At 59.6% G+C, this 18,633-nt stretch carries 23 protein-coding genes and 1 tRNA gene; 17 read left to right on the plus strand and 7 right to left on the minus strand.

Annotated elements, in window-relative coordinates:
• Positions 1-8 precede the first annotated feature (8 nt).
• From tolR to J2T60_RS01865, 8 genes are all read left to right on the plus strand, one after another.
• Positions 9-467 carry a protein TolR gene (gene tolR / locus J2T60_RS01830; RefSeq protein ID WP_253444630.1) on the plus strand — a complete coding sequence of 153 codons (459 nt, stop codon included), beginning with the start codon at positions 9-11 and terminating at the stop codon, positions 465-467.
• Positions 464-1,351: an energy transducer TonB gene (locus tag J2T60_RS13360; protein ID WP_253444632.1), complete on the plus strand. Its 888-nt coding sequence runs from the start codon at positions 464-466 to the stop codon at positions 1,349-1,351. Before tolR ends, J2T60_RS13360 begins: the two co-directional genes overlap by 4 nt.
• Positions 1,352-1,354: 3 nt before the next feature.
• Positions 1,355-2,692 carry a Tol-Pal system beta propeller repeat protein TolB gene (gene tolB / locus J2T60_RS01840; protein ID WP_374728463.1) on the plus strand — a complete coding sequence of 446 codons (1,338 nt, stop codon included), beginning with the start codon at positions 1,355-1,357 and terminating at the stop codon, positions 2,690-2,692.
• Positions 2,693-2,751: 59 nt separating this feature from the next.
• Positions 2,752-3,288 (plus strand): peptidoglycan-associated lipoprotein Pal, encoded by a 537-nt coding sequence (pal, locus tag J2T60_RS01845; RefSeq protein WP_374728478.1) that lies wholly within the window; start codon positions 2,752-2,754, stop codon positions 3,286-3,288.
• A gap of 5 nt (positions 3,289-3,293) precedes the next feature.
• On the plus strand, positions 3,294-4,070 hold the full coding sequence (ybgF, locus tag J2T60_RS01850) for a tol-pal system protein YbgF (RefSeq protein WP_253444637.1): 777 nt from the start codon (positions 3,294-3,296) through the stop codon (positions 4,068-4,070).
• 38 nt (positions 4,071-4,108) lie between these two features.
• On the plus strand, positions 4,109-4,783 hold the full coding sequence (gene queE, locus J2T60_RS01855; RefSeq protein WP_253447528.1) for a 7-carboxy-7-deazaguanine synthase QueE: 675 nt from the start codon (positions 4,109-4,111) through the stop codon (positions 4,781-4,783).
• The gene (gene queC, locus J2T60_RS01860) at positions 4,780-5,481 is read left to right on the plus strand and encodes a 7-cyano-7-deazaguanine synthase QueC (RefSeq protein ID WP_253444640.1); all 702 of its coding nucleotides are present in this window, start codon (positions 4,780-4,782) and stop codon (positions 5,479-5,481) included. The genes queE and queC overlap by 4 nt, the downstream gene beginning before the upstream one ends.
• Positions 5,482-5,564: 83 nt before the next feature.
• Positions 5,565-5,641, plus strand: a tRNA-Lys gene (locus J2T60_RS01865).
• A gap of 109 nt (positions 5,642-5,750) precedes the next feature.
• Here the strand turns inward: J2T60_RS01865 and J2T60_RS01870 are convergent.
• The 7 genes from J2T60_RS01870 to flgA form a co-directional block, all read right to left on the minus strand.
• Complete coding sequence (locus tag J2T60_RS01870; protein ID WP_253444642.1) at positions 5,751-6,128, minus strand: hypothetical protein; 378 nt, start codon at positions 6,126-6,128, stop codon at positions 5,751-5,753.
• 337 nt (positions 6,129-6,465) lie between these two features.
• Positions 6,466-6,846: a hypothetical protein gene (locus J2T60_RS01875; RefSeq protein ID WP_253444645.1), complete on the minus strand. Its 381-nt coding sequence runs from the start codon at positions 6,844-6,846 to the stop codon at positions 6,466-6,468.
• A gap of 275 nt (positions 6,847-7,121) precedes the next feature.
• Complete coding sequence (locus J2T60_RS01880; protein WP_253444648.1) at positions 7,122-8,348, minus strand: EAL and HDOD domain-containing protein; 1,227 nt, start codon at positions 8,346-8,348, stop codon at positions 7,122-7,124.
• Between the two features lie 94 nt (positions 8,349-8,442).
• A complete protein-coding gene (locus J2T60_RS01885; RefSeq protein WP_253444651.1) occupies positions 8,443-9,189 on the minus strand; it encodes a flagellar brake protein in 747 nt (248 codons plus the stop codon).
• A 122-nt stretch (positions 9,190-9,311) separates the two neighbouring features.
• A complete protein-coding gene (locus tag J2T60_RS01890; RefSeq protein ID WP_253444654.1) occupies positions 9,312-9,773 on the minus strand; it encodes a flagellar protein FlgN in 462 nt (153 codons plus the stop codon).
• A gap of 27 nt (positions 9,774-9,800) precedes the next feature.
• Positions 9,801-10,106 carry a flagellar biosynthesis anti-sigma factor FlgM gene (flgM, locus tag J2T60_RS01895; protein ID WP_253444656.1) on the minus strand — a complete coding sequence of 102 codons (306 nt, stop codon included), beginning with the start codon at positions 10,104-10,106 and terminating at the stop codon, positions 9,801-9,803.
• Between the two features lie 151 nt (positions 10,107-10,257).
• Complete coding sequence (gene flgA / locus J2T60_RS01900; RefSeq protein ID WP_253447531.1) at positions 10,258-10,971, minus strand: flagellar basal body P-ring formation chaperone FlgA; 714 nt, start codon at positions 10,969-10,971, stop codon at positions 10,258-10,260.
• Between the two features lie 279 nt (positions 10,972-11,250).
• On the opposite strand from flgA, the gene flgB reads away from it, so the two are divergent.
• The 9 genes from flgB (at position 11,251) to flgJ (ending at position 18,624) form a co-directional block, all read left to right on the plus strand.
• Positions 11,251-11,655, plus strand: coding sequence for a flagellar basal body rod protein FlgB (gene flgB, locus J2T60_RS01905; protein ID WP_253444659.1), 405 nt, complete (start codon positions 11,251-11,253; stop codon positions 11,653-11,655).
• Positions 11,655-12,065 carry a flagellar basal body rod protein FlgC gene (flgC, locus tag J2T60_RS01910; RefSeq protein ID WP_253447534.1) on the plus strand — a complete coding sequence of 137 codons (411 nt, stop codon included), beginning with the start codon at positions 11,655-11,657 and terminating at the stop codon, positions 12,063-12,065. The genes flgB and flgC overlap by 1 nt, the downstream gene beginning before the upstream one ends.
• Before the next feature lie 31 nt (positions 12,066-12,096).
• A complete protein-coding gene (locus J2T60_RS01915; protein WP_253444662.1) occupies positions 12,097-12,780 on the plus strand; it encodes a flagellar hook assembly protein FlgD in 684 nt (227 codons plus the stop codon).
• 21 nt (positions 12,781-12,801) lie between these two features.
• Complete coding sequence (gene flgE / locus J2T60_RS01920) at positions 12,802-14,019, plus strand: flagellar hook protein FlgE (protein WP_253444665.1); 1,218 nt, start codon at positions 12,802-12,804, stop codon at positions 14,017-14,019.
• A gap of 30 nt (positions 14,020-14,049) precedes the next feature.
• Positions 14,050-14,790 (plus strand): flagellar basal-body rod protein FlgF, encoded by a 741-nt coding sequence (gene flgF, locus J2T60_RS01925; RefSeq protein WP_253444668.1) that lies wholly within the window; start codon positions 14,050-14,052, stop codon positions 14,788-14,790.
• Between the two features lie 129 nt (positions 14,791-14,919).
• On the plus strand, positions 14,920-15,705 hold the full coding sequence (gene flgG / locus J2T60_RS01930) for a flagellar basal-body rod protein FlgG (RefSeq protein ID WP_253444671.1): 786 nt from the start codon (positions 14,920-14,922) through the stop codon (positions 15,703-15,705).
• A gap of 26 nt (positions 15,706-15,731) precedes the next feature.
• Positions 15,732-16,421: a flagellar basal body L-ring protein FlgH gene (gene flgH, locus J2T60_RS01935; RefSeq protein ID WP_253444674.1), complete on the plus strand. Its 690-nt coding sequence runs from the start codon at positions 15,732-15,734 to the stop codon at positions 16,419-16,421.
• 91 nt (positions 16,422-16,512) lie between these two features.
• On the plus strand, positions 16,513-17,589 hold the full coding sequence (locus J2T60_RS01940) for a flagellar basal body P-ring protein FlgI (protein ID WP_374728479.1): 1,077 nt from the start codon (positions 16,513-16,515) through the stop codon (positions 17,587-17,589).
• 12 nt (positions 17,590-17,601) lie between these two features.
• Complete coding sequence (flgJ, locus tag J2T60_RS01945; RefSeq protein ID WP_253444681.1) at positions 17,602-18,624, plus strand: flagellar assembly peptidoglycan hydrolase FlgJ; 1,023 nt, start codon at positions 17,602-17,604, stop codon at positions 18,622-18,624.
• The last annotated feature ends 9 nt before the right edge of the window (positions 18,625-18,633 follow it).

Below are 18,633 nucleotides of genomic sequence, written 5' to 3' on the forward strand. Positions count from 1 at the left end.
AGGCGCTGATGGCATCAGGCAGACGCAACAAGCGGCGCATGATGGGCGAGATCAATGTGGTGCCCTACATTGATGTGATGCTGGTGTTGCTGATCATCTTCATGGTCACCGCCCCCCTGTTGATCCAGGGGGTGGATGTGGACCTGCCCAGCATGGACGCCGAGCCCATTGATCCGGATGAGCTGCAGGATACCCAACCCATTACCGTGACGGTGGATCGGGAAGGGGCCTATTTCATTAGTATCGGTCAGGGAGACGACCAGCAAGTGGATGCCGACCAATTGCTGGATATCGTGGCCGAGGCCCTGGATGAGCGCCCGGACAGTCCCGTCTATGTACGTGGGGACCGTAATGTGAACTATGGCCGGGTGATGGAGGCCATGACCATGCTGCGCTCCGCGGGCGCTCCCAGTGTAGGGCTGATTACCGAGCCGCCCGGGGAAGTTGCGGGAGGTGAAGGCGCGTGACGCCGCAAGAGCATCAGAGCTGGCGAAAGCCGATTCTGGTATCTGCGCTGCTGCATCTGCTACTGGGCAGCACGCTGCTGTTGTCGCTGGAGCGGGATGAACCCATTCCCGAAGATGCCGCCGAGGCCCCGGGGGAGGTGATCCAGGCCACCAGTATTGATGCGACAGAGCTGGATGCCGCCCAGGAAACCCTGGCGGTCCGGGAGCGACAGCGGGAGGAGGCCGCCCGTGAGGCGGCCCGGGAGGCCGAGCGCCGGGCCGCCGAGGAAGAATCGGCCCGCCAGGCGGCTGCTGAAGAGCAGCGCCGCCAGGAAGAGGCTGAACAGCAGCGTCAGGAAGAAGAGGCCCGTCGCCAGGCTGAGGCCGAGGAACAACGGCGCCAGGAGGCCGAGGAACAGCGTCGTCAGGAAGAAGAGGCCGAGCGTCAACGCCAGGAGGAAGAGGCCCGCCGCGAGGCGGAGGAGGAAGAACGCCGCCAGGCTGAGGAAGAAGAACGCCGCCGTCAGGAGGAGGAAGCCGAACGTCGGCAGCAGGAAGCCGAAGAAGCCATGCGCCGCGCCGCCGAGGAAGAGGCCGAGCGACGGGCGGAGGCGGAACGACAGCGTCGGGTTCAGAGTCTTACCGCTGAGTATGCGGCAGAGGTGCGCAGTCATGTGGAGCGACACTGGATTCGGCCGGCCGAGGTGCCTTCGGATCTGGAGTGCGTGGTGACGGCCAACTTGATTCCCGGTGGGGATGTGAGCAATGTGCGGGTAAGCCAGTGCGATGCGCCGGCCTCGGTGGTACGGTCCATTGAAACGGCGGTCTATCGGGCCGCCCCCATGCCCACGCCACCGGAAGAGCTTTCCATTCGGGAGTTCCAATTCGTATTTCGGGGAGATTAATAGATGAATCGCTGTCGATGGATGTCGATCTACGGATGGTTGGTCCTGTGTCTGCTCAGCCTGCCTGTGTCGGCGGATGTATTGCGGGTGGATATCACCTCCGGTGTGGATGCGGCCGAACCCGTGGCGGTGGCCCCCTTTCAGTGGACCGGCTCGGGAGAGCTGGACGAGGATGTGGCCGAGATTTTGCGAGACAATCTCCGCCGCAGTGGTCGTTTTGATCCCCTTGCTGTATCCGACATGCCCGAGCGTCCCGGCTTGGATACCACGCCCAGTTTTTCCCAGTGGCGTGGTGCCGGCGTGGACAACTTGATTGTCGGTGAGATCCGAGAGGATGGGGATCGCCTGGATATTCGTTTCCGGGTCTTCGATGTCCATCGCGGGGAGCAACTGCTAGGCTACAGCTTGCCCACCCGTCCGGATCGACTTCGCCGGGCCGCCCATCAGATCAGTGACATGATCTATGAGCGTCTGACCGGCCAAGCGGGGGCGTTCAATACCCGCTTGGCTTATGTTCAAACAGAACATCGGGGTGACCGCGAGCGTTTTCATTTGGTGGTCTCTGATTCCGATGGCTTTAATCCCCGGCGGATCCTCAGTTCACCCCAGCCAATCATGTCGCCCACCTGGTCACCCAGCGGTGACCGCTTGGCTTATGTGTCTTTCGAGAACCGGCGTTCGGAAATATTCGTGCAGGAATTAAGTAGTGGCGAGCGCGAATCGGTCTCGGCCCAGGATGGCATCAATGGGGCCCCAGCCTTCTCACCGGATGGCCGATACCTGGCCATGGCCCTGAGTACCGGCGAGGGGGGGCCGGATTTGCACGTGCTGGATCTGGACAACGGCGAGCTGCAGCGACTGACTCGTAGCCGGTCCATCGATACCGAGCCGGTCTGGTTCCCCGATGGGGATCGCCTGGCTTTCACCTCGGACCGGGGTGGGGCGCCACAGATTTATTCGGTGAACCGGGACGGCAGCAATGTGCGCCGGATCACTTTTGACGGGAACTATAATGCTCGCCCGACTCTCTCTCCCGATGGCCGCTACATGGCCATGATTCATCGCGGAGACCAGCCAGGATTTCGGATCGCCGTGCATGATTTCGAGCGTCGGCGCTTGCGTGTGGTGGGCGAAGGCCGTAGTGACGAGTCCCCGAGCTTTGCCCCCAACGGGGCCATGATCATCTATGCGGCCCGTGAGAATCGTCAGGGCACCCTGGCGGCGGTGTCCACCGATGGCCGTGTTCGGCAAAGCCTGGGGGCCAGTGAGGGAAATGTCAGGGAACCGGCCTGGTCACCGCGACTGGATTCGGTGGATCGTGATGCGATAGAGCGGGATTGAATGAACCATTGGACGATAGCCTGTTGGACAGAGAGGGTAGAAAGATGATGGCAAATGAACTGAAAAGCGTTTTTCGCAATGGCCTGGCCATTGCCTGCCTGGCGTTCCTGCTGGGTGCTTGCGGCACGACGGAAGTGACCGAGGATGATGATTGGGAGGACGATGAGCGTCAGACCCGGGACACCCGGGATGACGCGGATCTGGACGGTCTGCGGGACGATGAGTGGGGGGAGTTCCGGGAGCTGGATGATCCGGATAGCCCACTCTCCGAGCGCATCGTCTATTTCGATTTCGACCAGTACGATGTAAAAGACGATTATCGGGATCTGGTGCGCGAACATGCCCGTTACCTGCGTGATCGTGACGAACTGCGGGTTCGTCTGGAAGGCCATACGGACGAACGCGGCTCACGGGAGTACAATGTGGGTCTGGGTGATCGTCGGGCCCAGGCGGTCAAGCGCATGCTGGTACTCCATGGTGTCTCCGAGGACCAGATCCGCACCGTCAGCTATGGTGAAGAACGCCCGGCGGTGGATGAGAGCAACGAAGAGGCCTGGGCGCAGAACCGCCGGGTCGAACTGGATTATATGCGGTGAAGCCAATGCAACTGAAAAATTCCCTGTGGGTGGGCCTGCTGTCCGCCACCCTGGTGTTGACGGGCTGTGCGGCCCTTGCCCCGGAAGATGATGAGCAAGCGCAGCGTCTGGATGAGCTGGAAGATCGCCTGTCCCAGCTTGAGCGCCTCGTGGATAGTGACAGTCTGGTGAATCTGGCCAGTCAACTGGATGAAGTGCAGGCTGAGCTGCGTGGCATGCGGGGCGAGATAGAGAACCTGGATTACCAGCTGGACGGAACCGCTGAACGTCAGCGGGAAATCTATCTGGATGTGGACCGCCGTTTGCGTCGCCTGGAGGTGGGGGGCGCACCGGAGGCGGATCAGGTGCCCGATGTGCATCTGGGGCAGACACCCACTGATACACCCAGTGAAGAAGGCGATCCACAGGCGGCTTATGAGGAAGCCTTTGGCCTCTTGCGGGATGGCCGTTATGACGCAGCGGGGGAGGCATTTGAGGCTTTTCTCGAGGACCATGAGGATTCCGATCTGGGTCCCAACGCCCGTTATTGGCTCGGTGAAGTCCATTATGTGACCCGGGATTACGAGCAGGCCACGGCCGAGTTCCAGCGAGTGCTGGACGATTATCCCGAATCCAACAAATTGGCCGATTCCAAGCTCAAGCTGGCTTTCTCCTACTATGAGCTGGAGCGCTGGGATGAAGCCCGGGACCTGTTGGGGGAAGTGCGGGAGAACTATCCGGACAGCTCCGCCGCTCGCCTGGCCAATAGTCGCCTCAACCGCATGGACGAGGAAGGCCGCTGAGCCGGCGGGAGGTTGCTGTGACGGCCGTGGTCCAGGATATGAGGAAAACCGGCGCAAACGCCCTGGCGAGGGCCGACCGGGTGCGGATTACCGAGATCTTCCATTCCCTGCAGGGTGAATCGAGAACCGTGGGCTTGCCTACGGTTTTCGTGCGTCTGACCGGTTGTCCGCTGCGTTGCGTCTATTGTGACACCGAGTACGCCTTCCACGGCGGAGAATGGCGGGGCATCGATGAGGTTTGTCGAACGGTGGCCAATTACGCAACCCATCACGTCACCGTGACCGGCGGGGAGCCCCTAGCCCAGTTCAATGCCGATCGCCTGATTCATGCCCTGGCGGATGCAGGCCACGAAGTCTCGGTGGAGACCAGCGGCGCCATGGATATCAGTGTCCTGGATGAGCGCATTGTTCGGGTGATGGATATCAAGACGCCGGGTTCAGGGGAGATGGCTCGTAATCGCTGGGAGAATCTGGACCTGCTCCGGCCCCATGATCAGATCAAATTCGTGATCTGTGACCGGGCCGATTACGAATGGAGCCGGGATCTATTCCGGAGCAAGGTGCTGAACAAGCGGTGCGAGGTGTTGTTCTCGCCCGAGCATGAAGGGGTGAAACCAGCCGACTTGGCGGACTGGATCCTGGAAGATCGTCTCCCGGTTCGCTTTCAGCTACAACTGCACAAATACCTCTGGGGAGATGAGCCAGGCCGATGAGTGCTGCCTCACCCAAACCGCAGGGGAGGGCGGTGGTCCTGCTCTCCGGTGGGCTGGATTCCGCCACGGTGCTGGCCCAGGCCAAGGCGGATGGTTTCGACGCCCATGCCATCAGCTTTCGATATGGCCAGCGCCATGATGCCGAACTGAAAGCGGCCGAGCGGGTGGCTGAACAGCTGGGCGCGGCGAGTCACCGTACCGTGGGTCTGGATCTGGGCAGTCTGGGCGGTTCCGCGCTGACCGATGCCAGTCTAGCCGTGCCCGAGCAGCCGGGAACGGGTATTCCCGTGACTTACGTGCCGGCCCGCAACACCGTCTTTTTGTCCATTGCCATGGGCTGGGCCGAAATTCTGGATGCCGAGGCGATCTATATCGGGGTGAATGCCGTGGATTACAGTGGCTATCCGGATTGTCGCCCGGCCTTCATCGAGGCCTTTCAGAGTCTGGCGCGGGTGGCCACCAAGCAGGGCCTGGAAGGCCGAGCACCGGTCATAAAAACCCCGCTGATGGCCCAATCCAAGGCGGAGATTATTCGCCAGGGGATTGATCTGGGGGTGGATTACGGGCTCACTGTGAGCTGCTATCAGGCGGATGATTCAGGACGCGCCTGCGGCCGTTGCGATGCCTGCCGCTTCCGCCGCCAGGGTTTCGAGCAGGCCGGGATTCCCGATCCCACGTCCTATCAAACGGCTTCCTGAAGTTACGGCATCAAAACCGCTCTCAAAACCAGCTTAAAGGCCTTCCCCTTTTTTTTGAAACACTTTATAATGCCCGGCTTTGCGGGCCGTTAGCTCAGCTCGGTAGAGCATCGGACTTTTAATCCGCTGGTCGCTGGTTCGAATCCAGCACGGCCCACCAGATAAAAAAACCGGCAGCAGAAGCTGCCGGTTTTTTTATGCTTGGAAAAAATGAGCCAAAAAAGGGCGCCTCAGCGGGCGCCCTTTTGACTTCATCCGTCTCTATGGATTTACCAAATTCGAGATTCAGAGATGGAAACACTAAAGTCGGACATGTTGCGGTCAAAATCCATCATGGCGCTGAAGTCGAATTCAACCGATTCGCCGGGTTGGATATTATTGGTGCGTGCAGGCCAACCGTCCACGGAATCCACGGTTTGGCCCCGGCTGTTCTTGGCTTCGATCTCGACCCGGGCAGCGGCCGGGCTAGCACAGTGATTGACTAGCTCTCCGGTAATGTTGATTCGCGGGCAGTTCCGCCCGGAGCAGTTATCCACATGGATGTCCAGGTTCTCCACGCCGAAATCGCTGGAGGAGCAGCTGCCCCAGGCAGTGGAAGCCATTGCCAAGGCGAAGACGGCGAACGCAGTGATCACGACCTTTTTCATGTCCAGTTTTACCTCTCTCATTTCAATGTAAATTGGCTAAAGGGTTGGGGCGATGGTCTCTCGTCCCTGATCTTTTGATGGCCGACAGGATTGGACAGACCGGTGCCTGGGACGCTGGTCTATTTTCGGAAACCGGGGGATTCCGAGCAGGGTACCCGCCAGGGCGTCAGTCCCATCCTGTTGACCGTTTTGTGCTGCTCCAGCGGAACAGCCCCCGCGTGATGTGGGCTGGGACCCATCTCATCATTATGGAAATTGAACAACCCCCGGGGTGGAAACCCCAGGGATCTAGCGTTACCGGTGGGAACGTCTCTCTACCGGCGGGAATGAAGGTGTTTTACCACTCCCGGACTTCGACAATGCTGACGGAAAAGTCTTCCATGTTTCGCTCGAAGTCCATCATGCCGGTGAAATCGAAGGACACCGCCTCCCCAGGAGCCAGGTTACTGGTTCGGGCGGGCCAGCCGTCCACGGAATCTACCACGCGGCCTGATCCGTTCAGGGCTTCGACCTCGATACGGGCGGCAGCATCACTGCCGCAGTTGTTGACCAGGTCCCCCTTGATTACCAGTCGTGGGCAGTTGCGCCCCCGGCAATTATCAACACTTAGCTCGAAATTCTGGACGTCGAAGTCGGATGAGGAGCAGGCGGCCCTCGCTTCGGTGGCGACGAAGGGCAGGACAAGCAAGGCGCTGGCAAGGATAATCAATTGTTTCATGGTGTTACTCCGAACCGATGGTTCCATCTCGCTGCCAATTCCGCTCCCTGTCCCTGGCATCGTGAATCAAAAAAGACGTCTCTGTCTTTACATATAATTGAGCCATAGACGTTTGGCTTGCTCAAGAGTGTAGTCAATCGACGGCGTATTTACCTGGATGGACGGTACAGAATCCGGGCTATAGTGTGGAATAAATGTGGGACAAATAGCCATAGTGCAAAGGCCTATTGGATACGATTATCCGATGGTTTGTACATCCAAGTCCGGGGCTTAATTCAGGGTTGTTCTCGCTCAGCCGACTCCAAAGCATCCAGATAGGCTTGTTTGACGGCATCGGCCGGATAAGGGCCGGATTCAATGGTTTCCCAGTCGCCTCGCTCATAAGCCTTTACGAAGCCCAATAGCACCCCGTAGGCGCCCTTGCCATCCACCAGGGCTCGGTCCACTTCCTCGGACAGGGGGACTCGCTCCAGGATTTGCTCCATGGGCATGTTCATCAAGGCATCCAGTACCGAAAACAGGCCGACGGTAAAAGCCATTTCCCGAGAAAGGTTGGGTGCATGCTCAGAGAGGACTTCACACATCTTGGCTCGGGTCAGGGCGATGCGAATTAGCTCCGGAGGCCGGTCCTGCAGACCGGCCAGGACCAGCAGGCGGACCCAGTTGCGCACTGCTGGTAATCCCAGGTATACGATGGCGTGGTGAATGGAACTGACTTCCAGTGAGAGGCCGTAATAGGCGGAATTCACGCAGCGGAGCAGCTTGTAGGACAGGGTCACGTCCTGTTTGATGATTTGCTCCAGTTCCTTGGGGCCGACATCCGGGTCCTGCAAGCGGGCCAGCAGGCGCAGAATGCTGAGTTTGTTGTCCGGCAGGCGCTGGCGATGGATGACTTCGGGTTCGCAGAGGAAAAAGCCCTGAAAGTAATCAAAGCCCAGGTCCATGGCCATGTTGAAGGCTTCCTGGGTCTCCACCCGCTCGGCCACCAACTGTACCGGGTATTGTCGAATCTGGCTGAGCTGCTTGCGCAGGTCCTCCTCGCTTTTGTCCAACACGTCCAGCTTGACCATATGGGCGTGTGGGAGCAGTTGCTTGGTGCCTTCGTTCATGACGAAATCATCCAGGGCGATACGGAAACCCTGCTCCGCCAGCCGTTCCACCGAGTCCAGCAATTTCTCGTCCACCGTCACCGTTTCCAGAATTTCCAGTCCCACGTGGGCGCTGGAGAGAGGGAATTCGGCGTCGTTGATCAAGAAGTTCCGGGTGAGATTGAAAAAGGCGTACTTTTTTCCCACCAGCTTGTCCAGGCCAATTTCCAGGAAGGTGTCGGTGATCACCTGAGAGGTGGCCCGGTCACCATCGAATACCGACGCAATATTGCGCTTGCTGTCCCGAAAGAGAATCTCGTAACCGTAGACCTTTTTCTTATGGTCAAAAATCGGCTGGCGAGCGATAAAGAGCTGTTTGCCTGGGTCGGTTTGCTGTTCGGAGGTTTCAGCCATGAAAACATTCCTGGTTGCGAGATGGGGCCATTATCGCCGCAGGTGTCACCCCGTCTCAAGGGCGAGCGCTGAAATAGGGCTCATACGACTCAGGCTAGCGGTCCGCTTTCAATTGGCGCCGTTGAAGCTCAAAGACGAAGCGTTCGATTCGGCGGCGATCAGCGGCCGAGAGTCCGGTGAATTGGCCTCCCAGGCGATTGAAAGGCTTGTCCTGCACGGCCAGGTTGAAGCGGATTTCCACAGCGGATTGGATGGAACCGGAGGGCAATTCAATTTCGCAATCACAATGGGTCCCGCGAGGCAGGGCCTCGGCCTTCTTCGTTTTCATCAGAAAGCCGGCACCGGTGACGGAAAGATCTGCCAGTTGCCCATCGTAGACATCGCCGGAGGTGGTACTGATACTGACTTTGCACTTGGGGCGCACCGGCGCTTCCACCCGAAAGGCCTTGCGGCGCTGATGGTAGCGCATGGCAGTCGGCAGAGTCGTCCGATAACTGGCCAGGCCTTCCCGTATTTGTCGACTGAGCACTTTTACCGGGAATGAGAGCTGGGCGCCGTCAAGCTGCCCCGAGACCTGGAATTGCTGGTGCAGTTTGACCAAGCGGTCGCCATCCGTGGGGGAAAGTTCGTCAAATTCCAGTTCCCCCTTATCCGGGTCCACATTCAGCAGCAGGGTGCCGAAGGAATCACTCCGGCCTCGGAAATGGGCGCTCAACAGAGAGCGCTGGTCCCGCAGACGGATCAGCAGCTGTCGGATTCGATTGGGACGATCCTCCCGGGTTGGGTCCTCGCCCGGGGAATTGCCCGCTCGAACTTGTTTGTCGTGTTCTTTGTCGCTCACGGCATCCGTCATGATCGAAGGCTTGGATCCCATTCAATTAAAGTAGGAAATTCCAGATAAGCACCCGGTAATGGGACCACCGGGGCCCATAAACCGATGAACCGGGAAAACGGAGGATATTATCAGACTTTCACGTGACGGCCACCGCGGTTAGCGGAACGGGTTTGGCCGTCCGCACCGTAGGTGTCGGCCTGGCTGCCCTGTTCGGCACCACGCAGAATGGTCATGGCCTGATCCACCTGTCGGGATTGCAGGTGCAATTGCTGACCATTGTTCTGGTTCTGTTCTCGGATCTTGCCCAGAAGGGGGCGCAGGGCATGCCATTGGGGGCGCAGCGCTTCCGGCAGATGCTTGTCTGGATCAGTATTGTCAGCTTGGATCGTCGGCAATGCGGTCAGGAGTCGCTTGAAATGCCTATCCATACCCTCGCTCAGTCGCAGCTTGCTGGCGGCGAGGGATTCCAGGGTTTCATGATCACGGTTGCCCAGGGCTTCTGATTCTTCCACCAGAAGCCGCTCAAAGGCCGCCGCATGCTCATGCAGGGCAGAGAGATGTTGTTGCAGGTCTTGTGTTGCGCTGGTCACCAGGGCCTCCCGGGCGATCTCAGGCCTTTAAAGCTCCCGGCTGTCGCGAATCAGTGCATCCGCAATTCGGCTGGCGTCAGCTTCATAATCACCGCGTTCAATGGCATCCCGCAGGGCGGCGACGCGTTCCTGATCCACACCGGTGGACTCGGCCACCCGTTGCTCCAGGGACTGCATCTGACGTCCGGACTCCGACAGGCTGACCTGGTCCGTTTCCGGACGGCCACTTCCCGGGGATTCCTGGGACGCGCGATTGCTGTCCGCCGGGCTGTTGCGGCGGTCATTCTGGAGCTGGTTCTGCCCCTGAATCAGGTTGTTGACGCGATCAATCATGATCTTCCTCTCCCCCGGAAATGCCTGCTTGCATCCCGGGTAACGGCCGAATTTGCCTGGACTTTAGGCCTTTCGTGAAAAAATGTCGCTTTTTCCGCCCGGTTGCGAGTGCATTCGGCCTGATTGAGCCTATTTGCCCATCATCCGGGCTTTAAAAGCGGATTTCAACTGTACCTTCTCCTGTAATGACACCTTCCAGCTCCTTGCCGGAACTCAAATTCTCCACCCGGATCCGTTGACCCCGGGCGCCGTCCTGCAGGGCCTTGCCTGCCATGCTGACCGACACGGCCTCACCTTTTGCCAGCAATCGCACCCGTTGGCCTCGCTCCACCAGTCGCCGGATTTCCAGATGCCCCGGTTCCAGCACCGTTCCTGGTGACAGATTCCGGCGCAGGCGCATGCCCAGCACCTCATCCAGGGATTGGTAAAAATTCCGGCGCAGGGTGCCTGCGTCCCGTTTCTCCAGGGTGACATGCTCGGGACCGATTACCGAGCCGCGTTGCAGCACGTCCTGGATCACCACCACCGGGGTGATGATTTCCATGGAAACCGGAACGAATATTTGCCACTCCACCGGCCCAGTACAACGCACGCCAATGGTGGTGTTACCGCCATCGATCTGCCGTCCGGTGGGCAGCCAGGCCTCCAGGCCTTGCTGGCAGTGACGCAGACGCATTCGATTGTCAATACGACCGGCCCGGGCCGATACCTGACTGTCGCTGCCGGCTCGGGATTGGACAAAGCTTTCCGCCACCTGCCGGATCTCGGCATGGTCCTGCCACTCCGGCTGATCGGCCAGCAGGATGCCCGGCAAGGCTAGGAAGCCAGCCAGAGCGGTCATCTTGTGTCTGAGGCGTCGGTTCATCGTCACATTGCGTCCATTTCATCCCTCTGACGGTATTTGTAGCAATTCCCATGCCATTGGGAATGAATTTGTTTGGGCCTGACAACGGCCATGGACCGGGGGTGACAAGCGGCAAGGGATGGCAATGCGGCAGCGGGGGCGGCAAGGAAGCCGGCAAAAGCGGAAAAGGCATGCCGCCCGAATCAGGCGTTATGTTTGTAAGTGATTGAAAATAATTAACAAAAAAGGTTGGCACGGCAATTGCGATAAGTCCCGTCAAGCAAGCGAGGAGACGCCATCATGCCAATCGGATTCGAACAAGCGCTCGGCGCCCAGCAGGAAGCCCTGCGGGTCTATCAGCGCCGTCATCAGGTTCTGGCTTCCAATCTGGCCAATGCCGACACTCCGGGATTCAAGGCCCGGGACATCGACTTCAAGACGGCCCTGCAGCAAGCCGGCCAGTCGGGCGACACCCAGATGCAGACCACCAATGCCCGTCACATGGGCGGGGATATGGAAGGCCCCGGTGGCGAGAAGCTCTATCGGGTGCCCAATCAGCCGTCCCTGGACGGCAACACCGTGGACCCGGATCTGGAAATGAGTAGCTGGGCCGAGAATGTGCAGCGTTACCAGGCCAGTCTGCAGTTCACCAGCGGTCGCTTCTCCTCCATGAAGCACGCCATTACCGGACAAGCGAGAGGGTAATCACCATGTTCAACGTTTTTGATGTAGCCGGTTCCGGCATGAGTGCGCAGTCGCTCCGGCTCAATACCACCGCCAGTAATCTGGCCAACGCCGACAGCGTGAGCGGGGATATCGAGACCGCCTATCGCTCCCGGCATCCCCACTTCCAGGCGGTCATGGACGGCTTTGATAACCCGGATTCAGTGAGCGTGCGGGTGGACAACATTGTCCGCAGCGGGGCACCGGTGGAGGCGCGTTACCAGCCGGAGCATCCCGAGGCCGATGAGGAGGGGTATGTCTATGCCTCCAATGTGAACCCGGTGGAAGAGATGGTGAACATGTTGTCGGCCTCCAGGGCATATCAGAACAACATTGAAGTGATTAGTACCACACGGGAAATGATGCAACGCACGCTGCAGATGGGGCAGTAAGCCACTTGGGCCCATCGGGAGGTAGATAACCATGATTTCAGCAAGCGGAACAAACCCCTTCGAGCAATTCGGGATACGAGGTTCCGGGGAGGGAAACAACGGGGGCAAGGGGAATGATGAGTTGGGTCAGGAACAGTTTCTGACGCTCATGATAGCCCAGTTCCAGAATCAGGACCCCTTTGAGCCCATGGAAAACGGTGAGTTTCTGGGGCAGTTGGCCCAGTTCAGCACCGTATCCGGGATCACCGAGCTCAAGGATGCCTTTGGGGATCTGTCCGGTGCCATGCAATCCAGTCAGGCCTTGCAGGCTTCCGATCTTGTGGGACGGAACGTGCTGGCCGAGAGCAGTGAAGGCCTTTTGCCATTGGAAGGCGGTGGTGTTGAGGGCGCGGTCAACCTGGAAGACAGTGCCAATGACGTGGTGGTGGATGTCCTGGATGCCAATGGTGACCGCGTCCGCCGCATGCACTTGGGTCAGCATTCAGAAGGTATGGCCCGTTTCCATTGGGACGGCATGACGGACGAGGGTGAAGCTGCGGAGCCGGGGGCCTATCAATTCGAGGCCGGTGTGGTTCGTGGTGAAAGTACCGAGGCCGGACAGATTCTGGTTAATCAGCATGTGGAAAGTGTGACGCTGGACCGCTCGGGCAAGGGTGTGACATTGAACACCGCGTTGGGCGAATTGAAGTTGCAGGACGTTTACGAATTCCTTTAATCAGGGCGGGAGGATAGAACCATGCCATTTCGTATTGCATTGAGCGGCTTGAATGCCGCATCCAGTCACCTCAACGTGACTTCCAATAATATTGCCAACGTGAATTCCACGGGCTTCAAGGGTTCCCGGGCTGAATTCGCCGACCTGTTCGCCGTCAGCACCGGGGATATCTCCGACACGGCTACGGGTAACGGGACGCGTTTGCAGCGGGTGGCCCAGCAATTTACCCAGGGCAATATCGACTTCACTGAAAACAATCTGGATCTGGCCATCAGTGGTGAAGGGTTCTTCACACTGGAAGGTCAAGAGGGCAGAAGCTATACCCGAGCGGGGAACTTCTCGGTCAATAACGAGGGTTTCGTGGAAAATAATGTGGGCGAGCGCCTGCAGATTTATCCGCCGTCCGGCGATGGCAGTTTTAATACCGGTCAGCTGCAGGATCTTCAGCTGGTGACCGGCGAGAACGCCCCCCAGGCCACCTCCGAGATTCGGGCCGAGCTGAACCTGCCGGCGGATGCCGAAGAGCCGACGGTGGCGCCCTTCGATCCGGAAGACCCGTTGAGCTTCAACAATAGTCGTTCGGTGACCATCTATGACTCCCTGGGTAACCGTCATGACGCCACCACCTATTTTGTCAAGACGGATCAGCCCAATGAATGGGAGACCCATCTCTATGTGGGCGATGACGAGATCGGTGGTCCGGACACCCTGACTTTCAACAGTGATGGGACATTGGATACCCCTGCGGATGGGCAGATCGATTATCCCGCTTTTGATCCGGGCAACGGGGCCGATGAGCTGGAAATCTCCCTGGATTATGGGGACTCCACCCAGTTTGGCGGCAATTTCGGTGTCACCCAGCTTTCCCAGGATGGTTTCGCCGTGGGCCGGTTAACCGGTTTCGAAGTGGATGACAGTGGGGTGGCCTCTGCCCGCTTCTCCAATGGCCAGTCAGAGCAGATGGGCAAGGTGGCTCTGGCCAACTTCGATAATCCCCAGGGATTGCAGAAGATCGGCGATACCCGCTGGGGTGAAACCTTTGCCGCCGGTGATGTGCAGCTGGGTGAGGCCGGCGGTTCCGGTTTCGGCGACATTCAGTCCGGTGCCCTGGAAGGTTCCAATGTGGACTTGACCGAAGAGCTGGTGGAAATGATCACCGCCCAGCGGAATTTCCAGGCCAATGCCCAGATGATTTCCACGGCCGATACGGTCACCCAGACCATTATCAATATCCGCTAATCAAGACCTTGAGCCAGTAGGAGCAGTGACATGGACCGCATGATCTACACCGGCATGACCGGCGCCAAGCAAACCATGCAGGCACAGGCCGCCAACAGCCATAACCTGGCCAATGCCAATACGGCCGGCTTTCGGGCCGATCTGCACGCCTTCCAGCCGGAGGAGGTCCGGGGGCCGGGGTTTGCCAGCCGTGTGAATGCGGTAAGTGAAGGCCAGGGGGTGGATTTCACCCCCGGGACGATGCAGACCACGGAGCATGAACTGGACGTGGCGGTTCAGGGTCAGGGCTGGATTGCGGTTCAGGCCCCGGATGGTGGCGAGGCCTATACCCGGGCCGGAGATCTGCGACTGACGGCCAACGGCAATCTGGTCAATGGGGCGGGGCAGCCGGTGATGGGGGATGGCGGTCCCATCGCCATCCCGCCTCATGACGACATGATGATTGGCGGTGACGGGACCATCAGCATTGTGCCCCAGGGCCAGCCGCCGGAAACCATGGCCGTGGTGGAGCGCATCAAGCTGGTCAATCCGCCGTTGGATGAGATGGAGAAGAGTCCGGATGGGCTGTTCCGCCTGGCCGATGGCGGTGAGGCGGTGGCCGATGCGGAGGTTGAGTTGGCCAGCGGTGTATTGGAAGGCAGCAATGTGAATATCACCACCGCCATGGTGAACATGATTCAGCTGGCGCGTCAGTATGAGACCCAGGTCAAGATGATTCAGAACGCGGATGAGAACGCACAGGCCGCCTCCAACCTGCTTCGGACCCAGTAGGGACGGATAGGGAAGAGTTGGCATTGAAATTGCAGTTAATCCCTTGGCGGTAACTGCGGGCAATTACAGCGTCATTTTCGCCCGGCCAAGTCAGACGGAAAGCCGGCGGAAGACGAAGGAGTCAAAATCATGAACTCGGCACTTTGGGTAGCAAAAACCGGTTTGGATGGCCAGCAGACCCGCATGAACACGGTCTCCAATAACCTGGCCAACGCCAATACCACCGCTTTCAAGCGGGGGCGGGCCAACTTTGAAGACCTGATGTATCAGAACGTGCGTCAGGTGGGCGGGCAGACCACCCAGGAGACCCAGAGCCCCTCCGGGGTCAGCAAGGGTACCGGTGTTCGGGTGGTGTCCACCGAGAAGCTGTTCAGTCAGGGCAATATGATCCAGACGGAAAATCCTCTGGACATGGCTATCGAGGGTGACGGTTTCTTTGAAATCCGCATGCCCGATGGCTCCCAGGCCTATACCCGGGATGGCTCCTTCCAGTTGAACTCGGAAGGGGAAATCGTGACGTCCAGTGGCTATGCCCTGGAACCGGGTATTCAGCTACCCCCGGGGACCGAGGAGATCACCATTGGCAGTGACGGCACCGTCAGTGCCAAGTTGCCCGGTCAGGCGGAAACGGTCCAGCTGGGGCAAATTCAGCTGACCAACTTCATCAATCCCGGTGGTCTGGAGGCCCGAGGCAAGAACCTCTACATGGAAACCGCTGCCAGCGGCCCGCCCGAGCCAGGCACCCCCGGTTTTGATGGCTTGGGCGACCTGTCACAGGGCTTTTTGGAGAGTTCTAATGTCAACGTGGTGGAAGAGCTGGTGAACATGATCGAAACCCAGCGGGCCTATGAAATCAATTCCAAGGCCATTGCCAGCGCCGATCAGATGCTTCAGTTCACCAATCAGACGCTTTAAGGCAAGCAATCATGAGGGATGAGAGCATGAAAAAGCGGCAAATCCTTACCACCGGCGGGCTGATCCTTGCCGCCCTGCTGCTGACCGCCTGTGCCGGCAAGGCCCCGCGGGACGATGAGCGCAGTTATGAGCCGATAATGCCGGAAGAGCCGGCCGAGAGTGAGCGGGTCAGCGGCAGTATCTTCCAGCCGGCCTATGCGGGCTCTCTGGTGGAAGATCGCCGCGCCCGCCGGGTGGGGGATATCCTCACCATTCGCTTGGAGGAGCAGACGGCGGCGAGCAAGAGCGCCAGCACCAATACCAGCCGGGATACCAATACCAGCATCAATCCCCCCACCATCTTCGGTCGTGGTGTCACTCATGACGGCCGACCCATTCTGGAAACGGAGATGGGCAGTAGTCGGGCCTTTGATGGGGAAGGTGCCAGCAGCCAGAGCAACAGCCTGGAGGGTGAGATCACGGTGACGGTGGCTCGGCGCCTGCCCAATGGCAACCTCATGGTCCAGGGGGAGAAGTGGCTGACCCTGAATCAGGGCGAGGAGATGGTTCGTATCGCCGGCATCATCCGGCCACAGGATATTGCCTCCGATAATTCCGTGCCTTCCAATCGGGTGGCGGATGCCCGTATTACCTACAGCGGCAAGGGCATGCTGGCCGATGCCAATAACCCTGGCTGGCTGACCCGTTTCTTCCAGTCTCCACTGAGCCCCTTCTGAGCGAGGTTATACCATGCAAGCGCAACGCGGCATTGCACTGATTCTTGGGATGGTTATGGGCCTGAGCCTGTCCACTGTCTCTGCCCAGGAAATGCTGGGCGAGGTGATGGAGCAGCAGCAGGGGGACCGGGTCAAGGATCTGGCCACCGTTTCCGGCGTGCGTCCCAACCAGTTGACCGGCTATGGCCTGGTGGTGGGGCTGGATGGTACCGGGGATCAGACCTCCCAGACGCCGTTCACGGTACAGAGTGTGAAGAACATGCTCTCTTCCTACGGGATCGAGATTCCTCCCAATGCCAACCCGCAGTTGCGTAATGTGGCGGCTGTCTCGCTAACGGCTGAACTGCCACCCTTCGCCAAGCCGGGCCAGGAGATTGATGTGACCGTCTCATCCCTGGGCAATGCCGACAGCTTGCGGGGCGGAACCCTGGTGATGGCCCCCTTGGTGGGTGCGGATGGCCAAGTTTACGGCATGGCCCAGGGTAATGTAATTGTGAGCGGCTTCGGTGCGGAAGGCCGGGACGGCTCCCGGGTGACGGTCAATGTGCCCAGCTCTGGCCGGGTGCCCAACGGAGCCACGGTGGAACGGGAAGTTCCCAATGACTTTGCCGAGCAGGAGTTCATCACCCTCAATCTCAATCGTTCGGATTTCACCACCGCCCATCGCCTGACCGAGACCATCAACGAGAATTTTGGCGACAATACCGCTCTGCCCCTGGATTCCACCTCGGTACGGATCGAGGCCCCGGCGGATCCGCAACAGCGGATTGCCTTTGTTTCCGTGCTGGAGAACCTGCGGGTTGAACCCGGTAGTGGCCCGGCGCGGGTGATCGTCAACTCCCGGACCGGCACGGTGGTGATTGGTGCCAATGTCAGCGTGGGTCCGGCGGCCGTCAGCCATGGTTCTCTGACCGTACGGATCACTGAGCGACCCTTCGTGGTCCAGCCGTCGCCCTTTGCTGAAGGGGAGACCATTGTGGTGCCGCGGACCGAGATCGAAATCGAGGAGCCGGAGGATGCCAGCATGTTTCTCTTTGATCCTGGCGTCGGTCTGGATCAGATCGTGGAAGCCGTCAATGAAGTGGGGGCCGCCCCGGGGGATCTGGTGGCGATTCTGGAGGCCCTGGACCGGGCCGGGGCCCTGCGGGCCCAACTGGTAGTCATCTAGGGGCGCGCGGCCATGGTCTCTGGCGAACAGCCGATATTCACCGATCTGCAGGGCCTGGAGAAGCTGCGGGGCATGGCCCGGCGGGATGATCCGGAAGCCCTGCAGGCGGTCGCCCAGCAGTTCGAGTCCCTGTTCACCCACATGATGCTGCAGAGCATGCGCTCGGCTGGTTTCGGCGACGATCTGACCGGCGGCAATGAAATGGAATTCTATCGTGACATGTTTGATCAGCAGATCGCGGTGGAAATGTCCCAGGGTGAAGGGCTGGGCCTGGCGGACATGATTGTTCGGGATCTGGGCGGCGACCCAGGGGCCCCGGCGGGCATGCGTCCCGGCGAGAGCAGTGTCGAGGCCCTGCGTCGGCGGGCCATTCCTGTCCGGGAGACCGGAGAATCCGTACCCCGGCTGGACGAGTCCACCGGCCCCGGGCAGGGAGCTGCCGCCAATGGCGCCAGTGCCGAGTCGGATGAGGATTTCGAGCCCAATGGTCCCCGGGAATTTCTGGAGCGGCTGATGCCCGCCGCCCGTGGTGCCGCCCGCCGTCTGGGTGTCGAGCCACAACTGGTGCTGGCCCAGGCGGCGCTTGAGACCGGCTGGGGGCAGCACATGATCCGGGACGGCGAAGGCCGCAACAGTTTCAACCTCTTTGGCATCAAGGCCAGCCGTGACTGGGAGGGTCCGGAAGTCACCGTGCCCACCCTGGAATTCGAGGAGGGCCTGCCGGTGCGCCGGCATGATCAATTCCGTGCCTATCAGTCCCCGGAAGACTCCCTGGAAGACTATGTTCGTCTGCTGGAGACCTCGCCCCGTTACCAGCAGGCCCTGGGGCAGGGCGATGATGCCGCTGCTTTCGGCCAGGCCCTGCAGGCGGGGGGCTATGCTACCGATCCCCAGTACGCGGAGAAGATCCAGCGGGTGGCCGAGAGTGCGCCCATGCAGGACCTGCTGAATGGTTCCCAGGGCAATGATTTCCGGGGACAGCAGGATTCCGGGACCGACGGGCTAAAGAATATGCCCTTCCGGCCGTATGAATAAGTATGCGTT

Source organism: Natronospira proteinivora (assembly GCF_024170465.1).
In the GTDB taxonomy this organism is placed as follows: Bacteria; Pseudomonadota; Gammaproteobacteria; order Natronospirales; family Natronospiraceae; genus Natronospira; species Natronospira proteinivora.

Excerpts from the sequence above, each read along its gene's own strand:
- tolR (WP_253444630.1), top strand. The coding sequence starts at position 9 with ATGGCATCAGGCAGACGCAACAAGCGGCGCATGATGGGCGAGATCAAT.
- tolB (WP_374728463.1), top strand. The coding sequence starts at position 1,355 with ATGAATCGCTGTCGATGGATGTCGATCTACGGATGGTTGGTCCTGTGT.
- ybgF (WP_253444637.1), top strand. The coding sequence starts at position 3,294 with ATGCAACTGAAAAATTCCCTGTGGGTGGGCCTGCTGTCCGCCACCCTG.
- queE (WP_253447528.1), top strand. The coding sequence starts at position 4,109 with ATGAGGAAAACCGGCGCAAACGCCCTGGCGAGGGCCGACCGGGTGCGG.
- queC (WP_253444640.1), top strand. The coding sequence starts at position 4,780 with ATGAGTGCTGCCTCACCCAAACCGCAGGGGAGGGCGGTGGTCCTGCTC.
- J2T60_RS01870 (WP_253444642.1), bottom strand. The coding sequence starts at position 6,128 with ATGAAAAAGGTCGTGATCACTGCGTTCGCCGTCTTCGCCTTGGCAATG.
- J2T60_RS01875 (WP_253444645.1), bottom strand. The coding sequence starts at position 6,846 with ATGAAACAATTGATTATCCTTGCCAGCGCCTTGCTTGTCCTGCCCTTC.
- J2T60_RS01880 (WP_253444648.1), bottom strand. The coding sequence starts at position 8,348 with ATGGCTGAAACCTCCGAACAGCAAACCGACCCAGGCAAACAGCTCTTT.
- flgM (WP_253444656.1), bottom strand. The coding sequence starts at position 10,106 with ATGATTGATCGCGTCAACAACCTGATTCAGGGGCAGAACCAGCTCCAG.
- flgA (WP_253447531.1), bottom strand. The coding sequence starts at position 10,971 with ATGAACCGACGCCTCAGACACAAGATGACCGCTCTGGCTGGCTTCCTA.
- flgB (WP_253444659.1), top strand. The coding sequence starts at position 11,251 with ATGCCAATCGGATTCGAACAAGCGCTCGGCGCCCAGCAGGAAGCCCTG.
- J2T60_RS01915 (WP_253444662.1), top strand. The coding sequence starts at position 12,097 with ATGATTTCAGCAAGCGGAACAAACCCCTTCGAGCAATTCGGGATACGA.
- flgE (WP_253444665.1), top strand. The coding sequence starts at position 12,802 with ATGCCATTTCGTATTGCATTGAGCGGCTTGAATGCCGCATCCAGTCAC.
- flgF (WP_253444668.1), top strand. The coding sequence starts at position 14,050 with ATGGACCGCATGATCTACACCGGCATGACCGGCGCCAAGCAAACCATG.
- flgG (WP_253444671.1), top strand. The coding sequence starts at position 14,920 with ATGAACTCGGCACTTTGGGTAGCAAAAACCGGTTTGGATGGCCAGCAG.
- flgH (WP_253444674.1), top strand. The coding sequence starts at position 15,732 with ATGAAAAAGCGGCAAATCCTTACCACCGGCGGGCTGATCCTTGCCGCC.
- J2T60_RS01940 (WP_374728479.1), top strand. The coding sequence starts at position 16,513 with ATGCTGGGCGAGGTGATGGAGCAGCAGCAGGGGGACCGGGTCAAGGAT.
- flgJ (WP_253444681.1), top strand. The coding sequence starts at position 17,602 with ATGGTCTCTGGCGAACAGCCGATATTCACCGATCTGCAGGGCCTGGAG.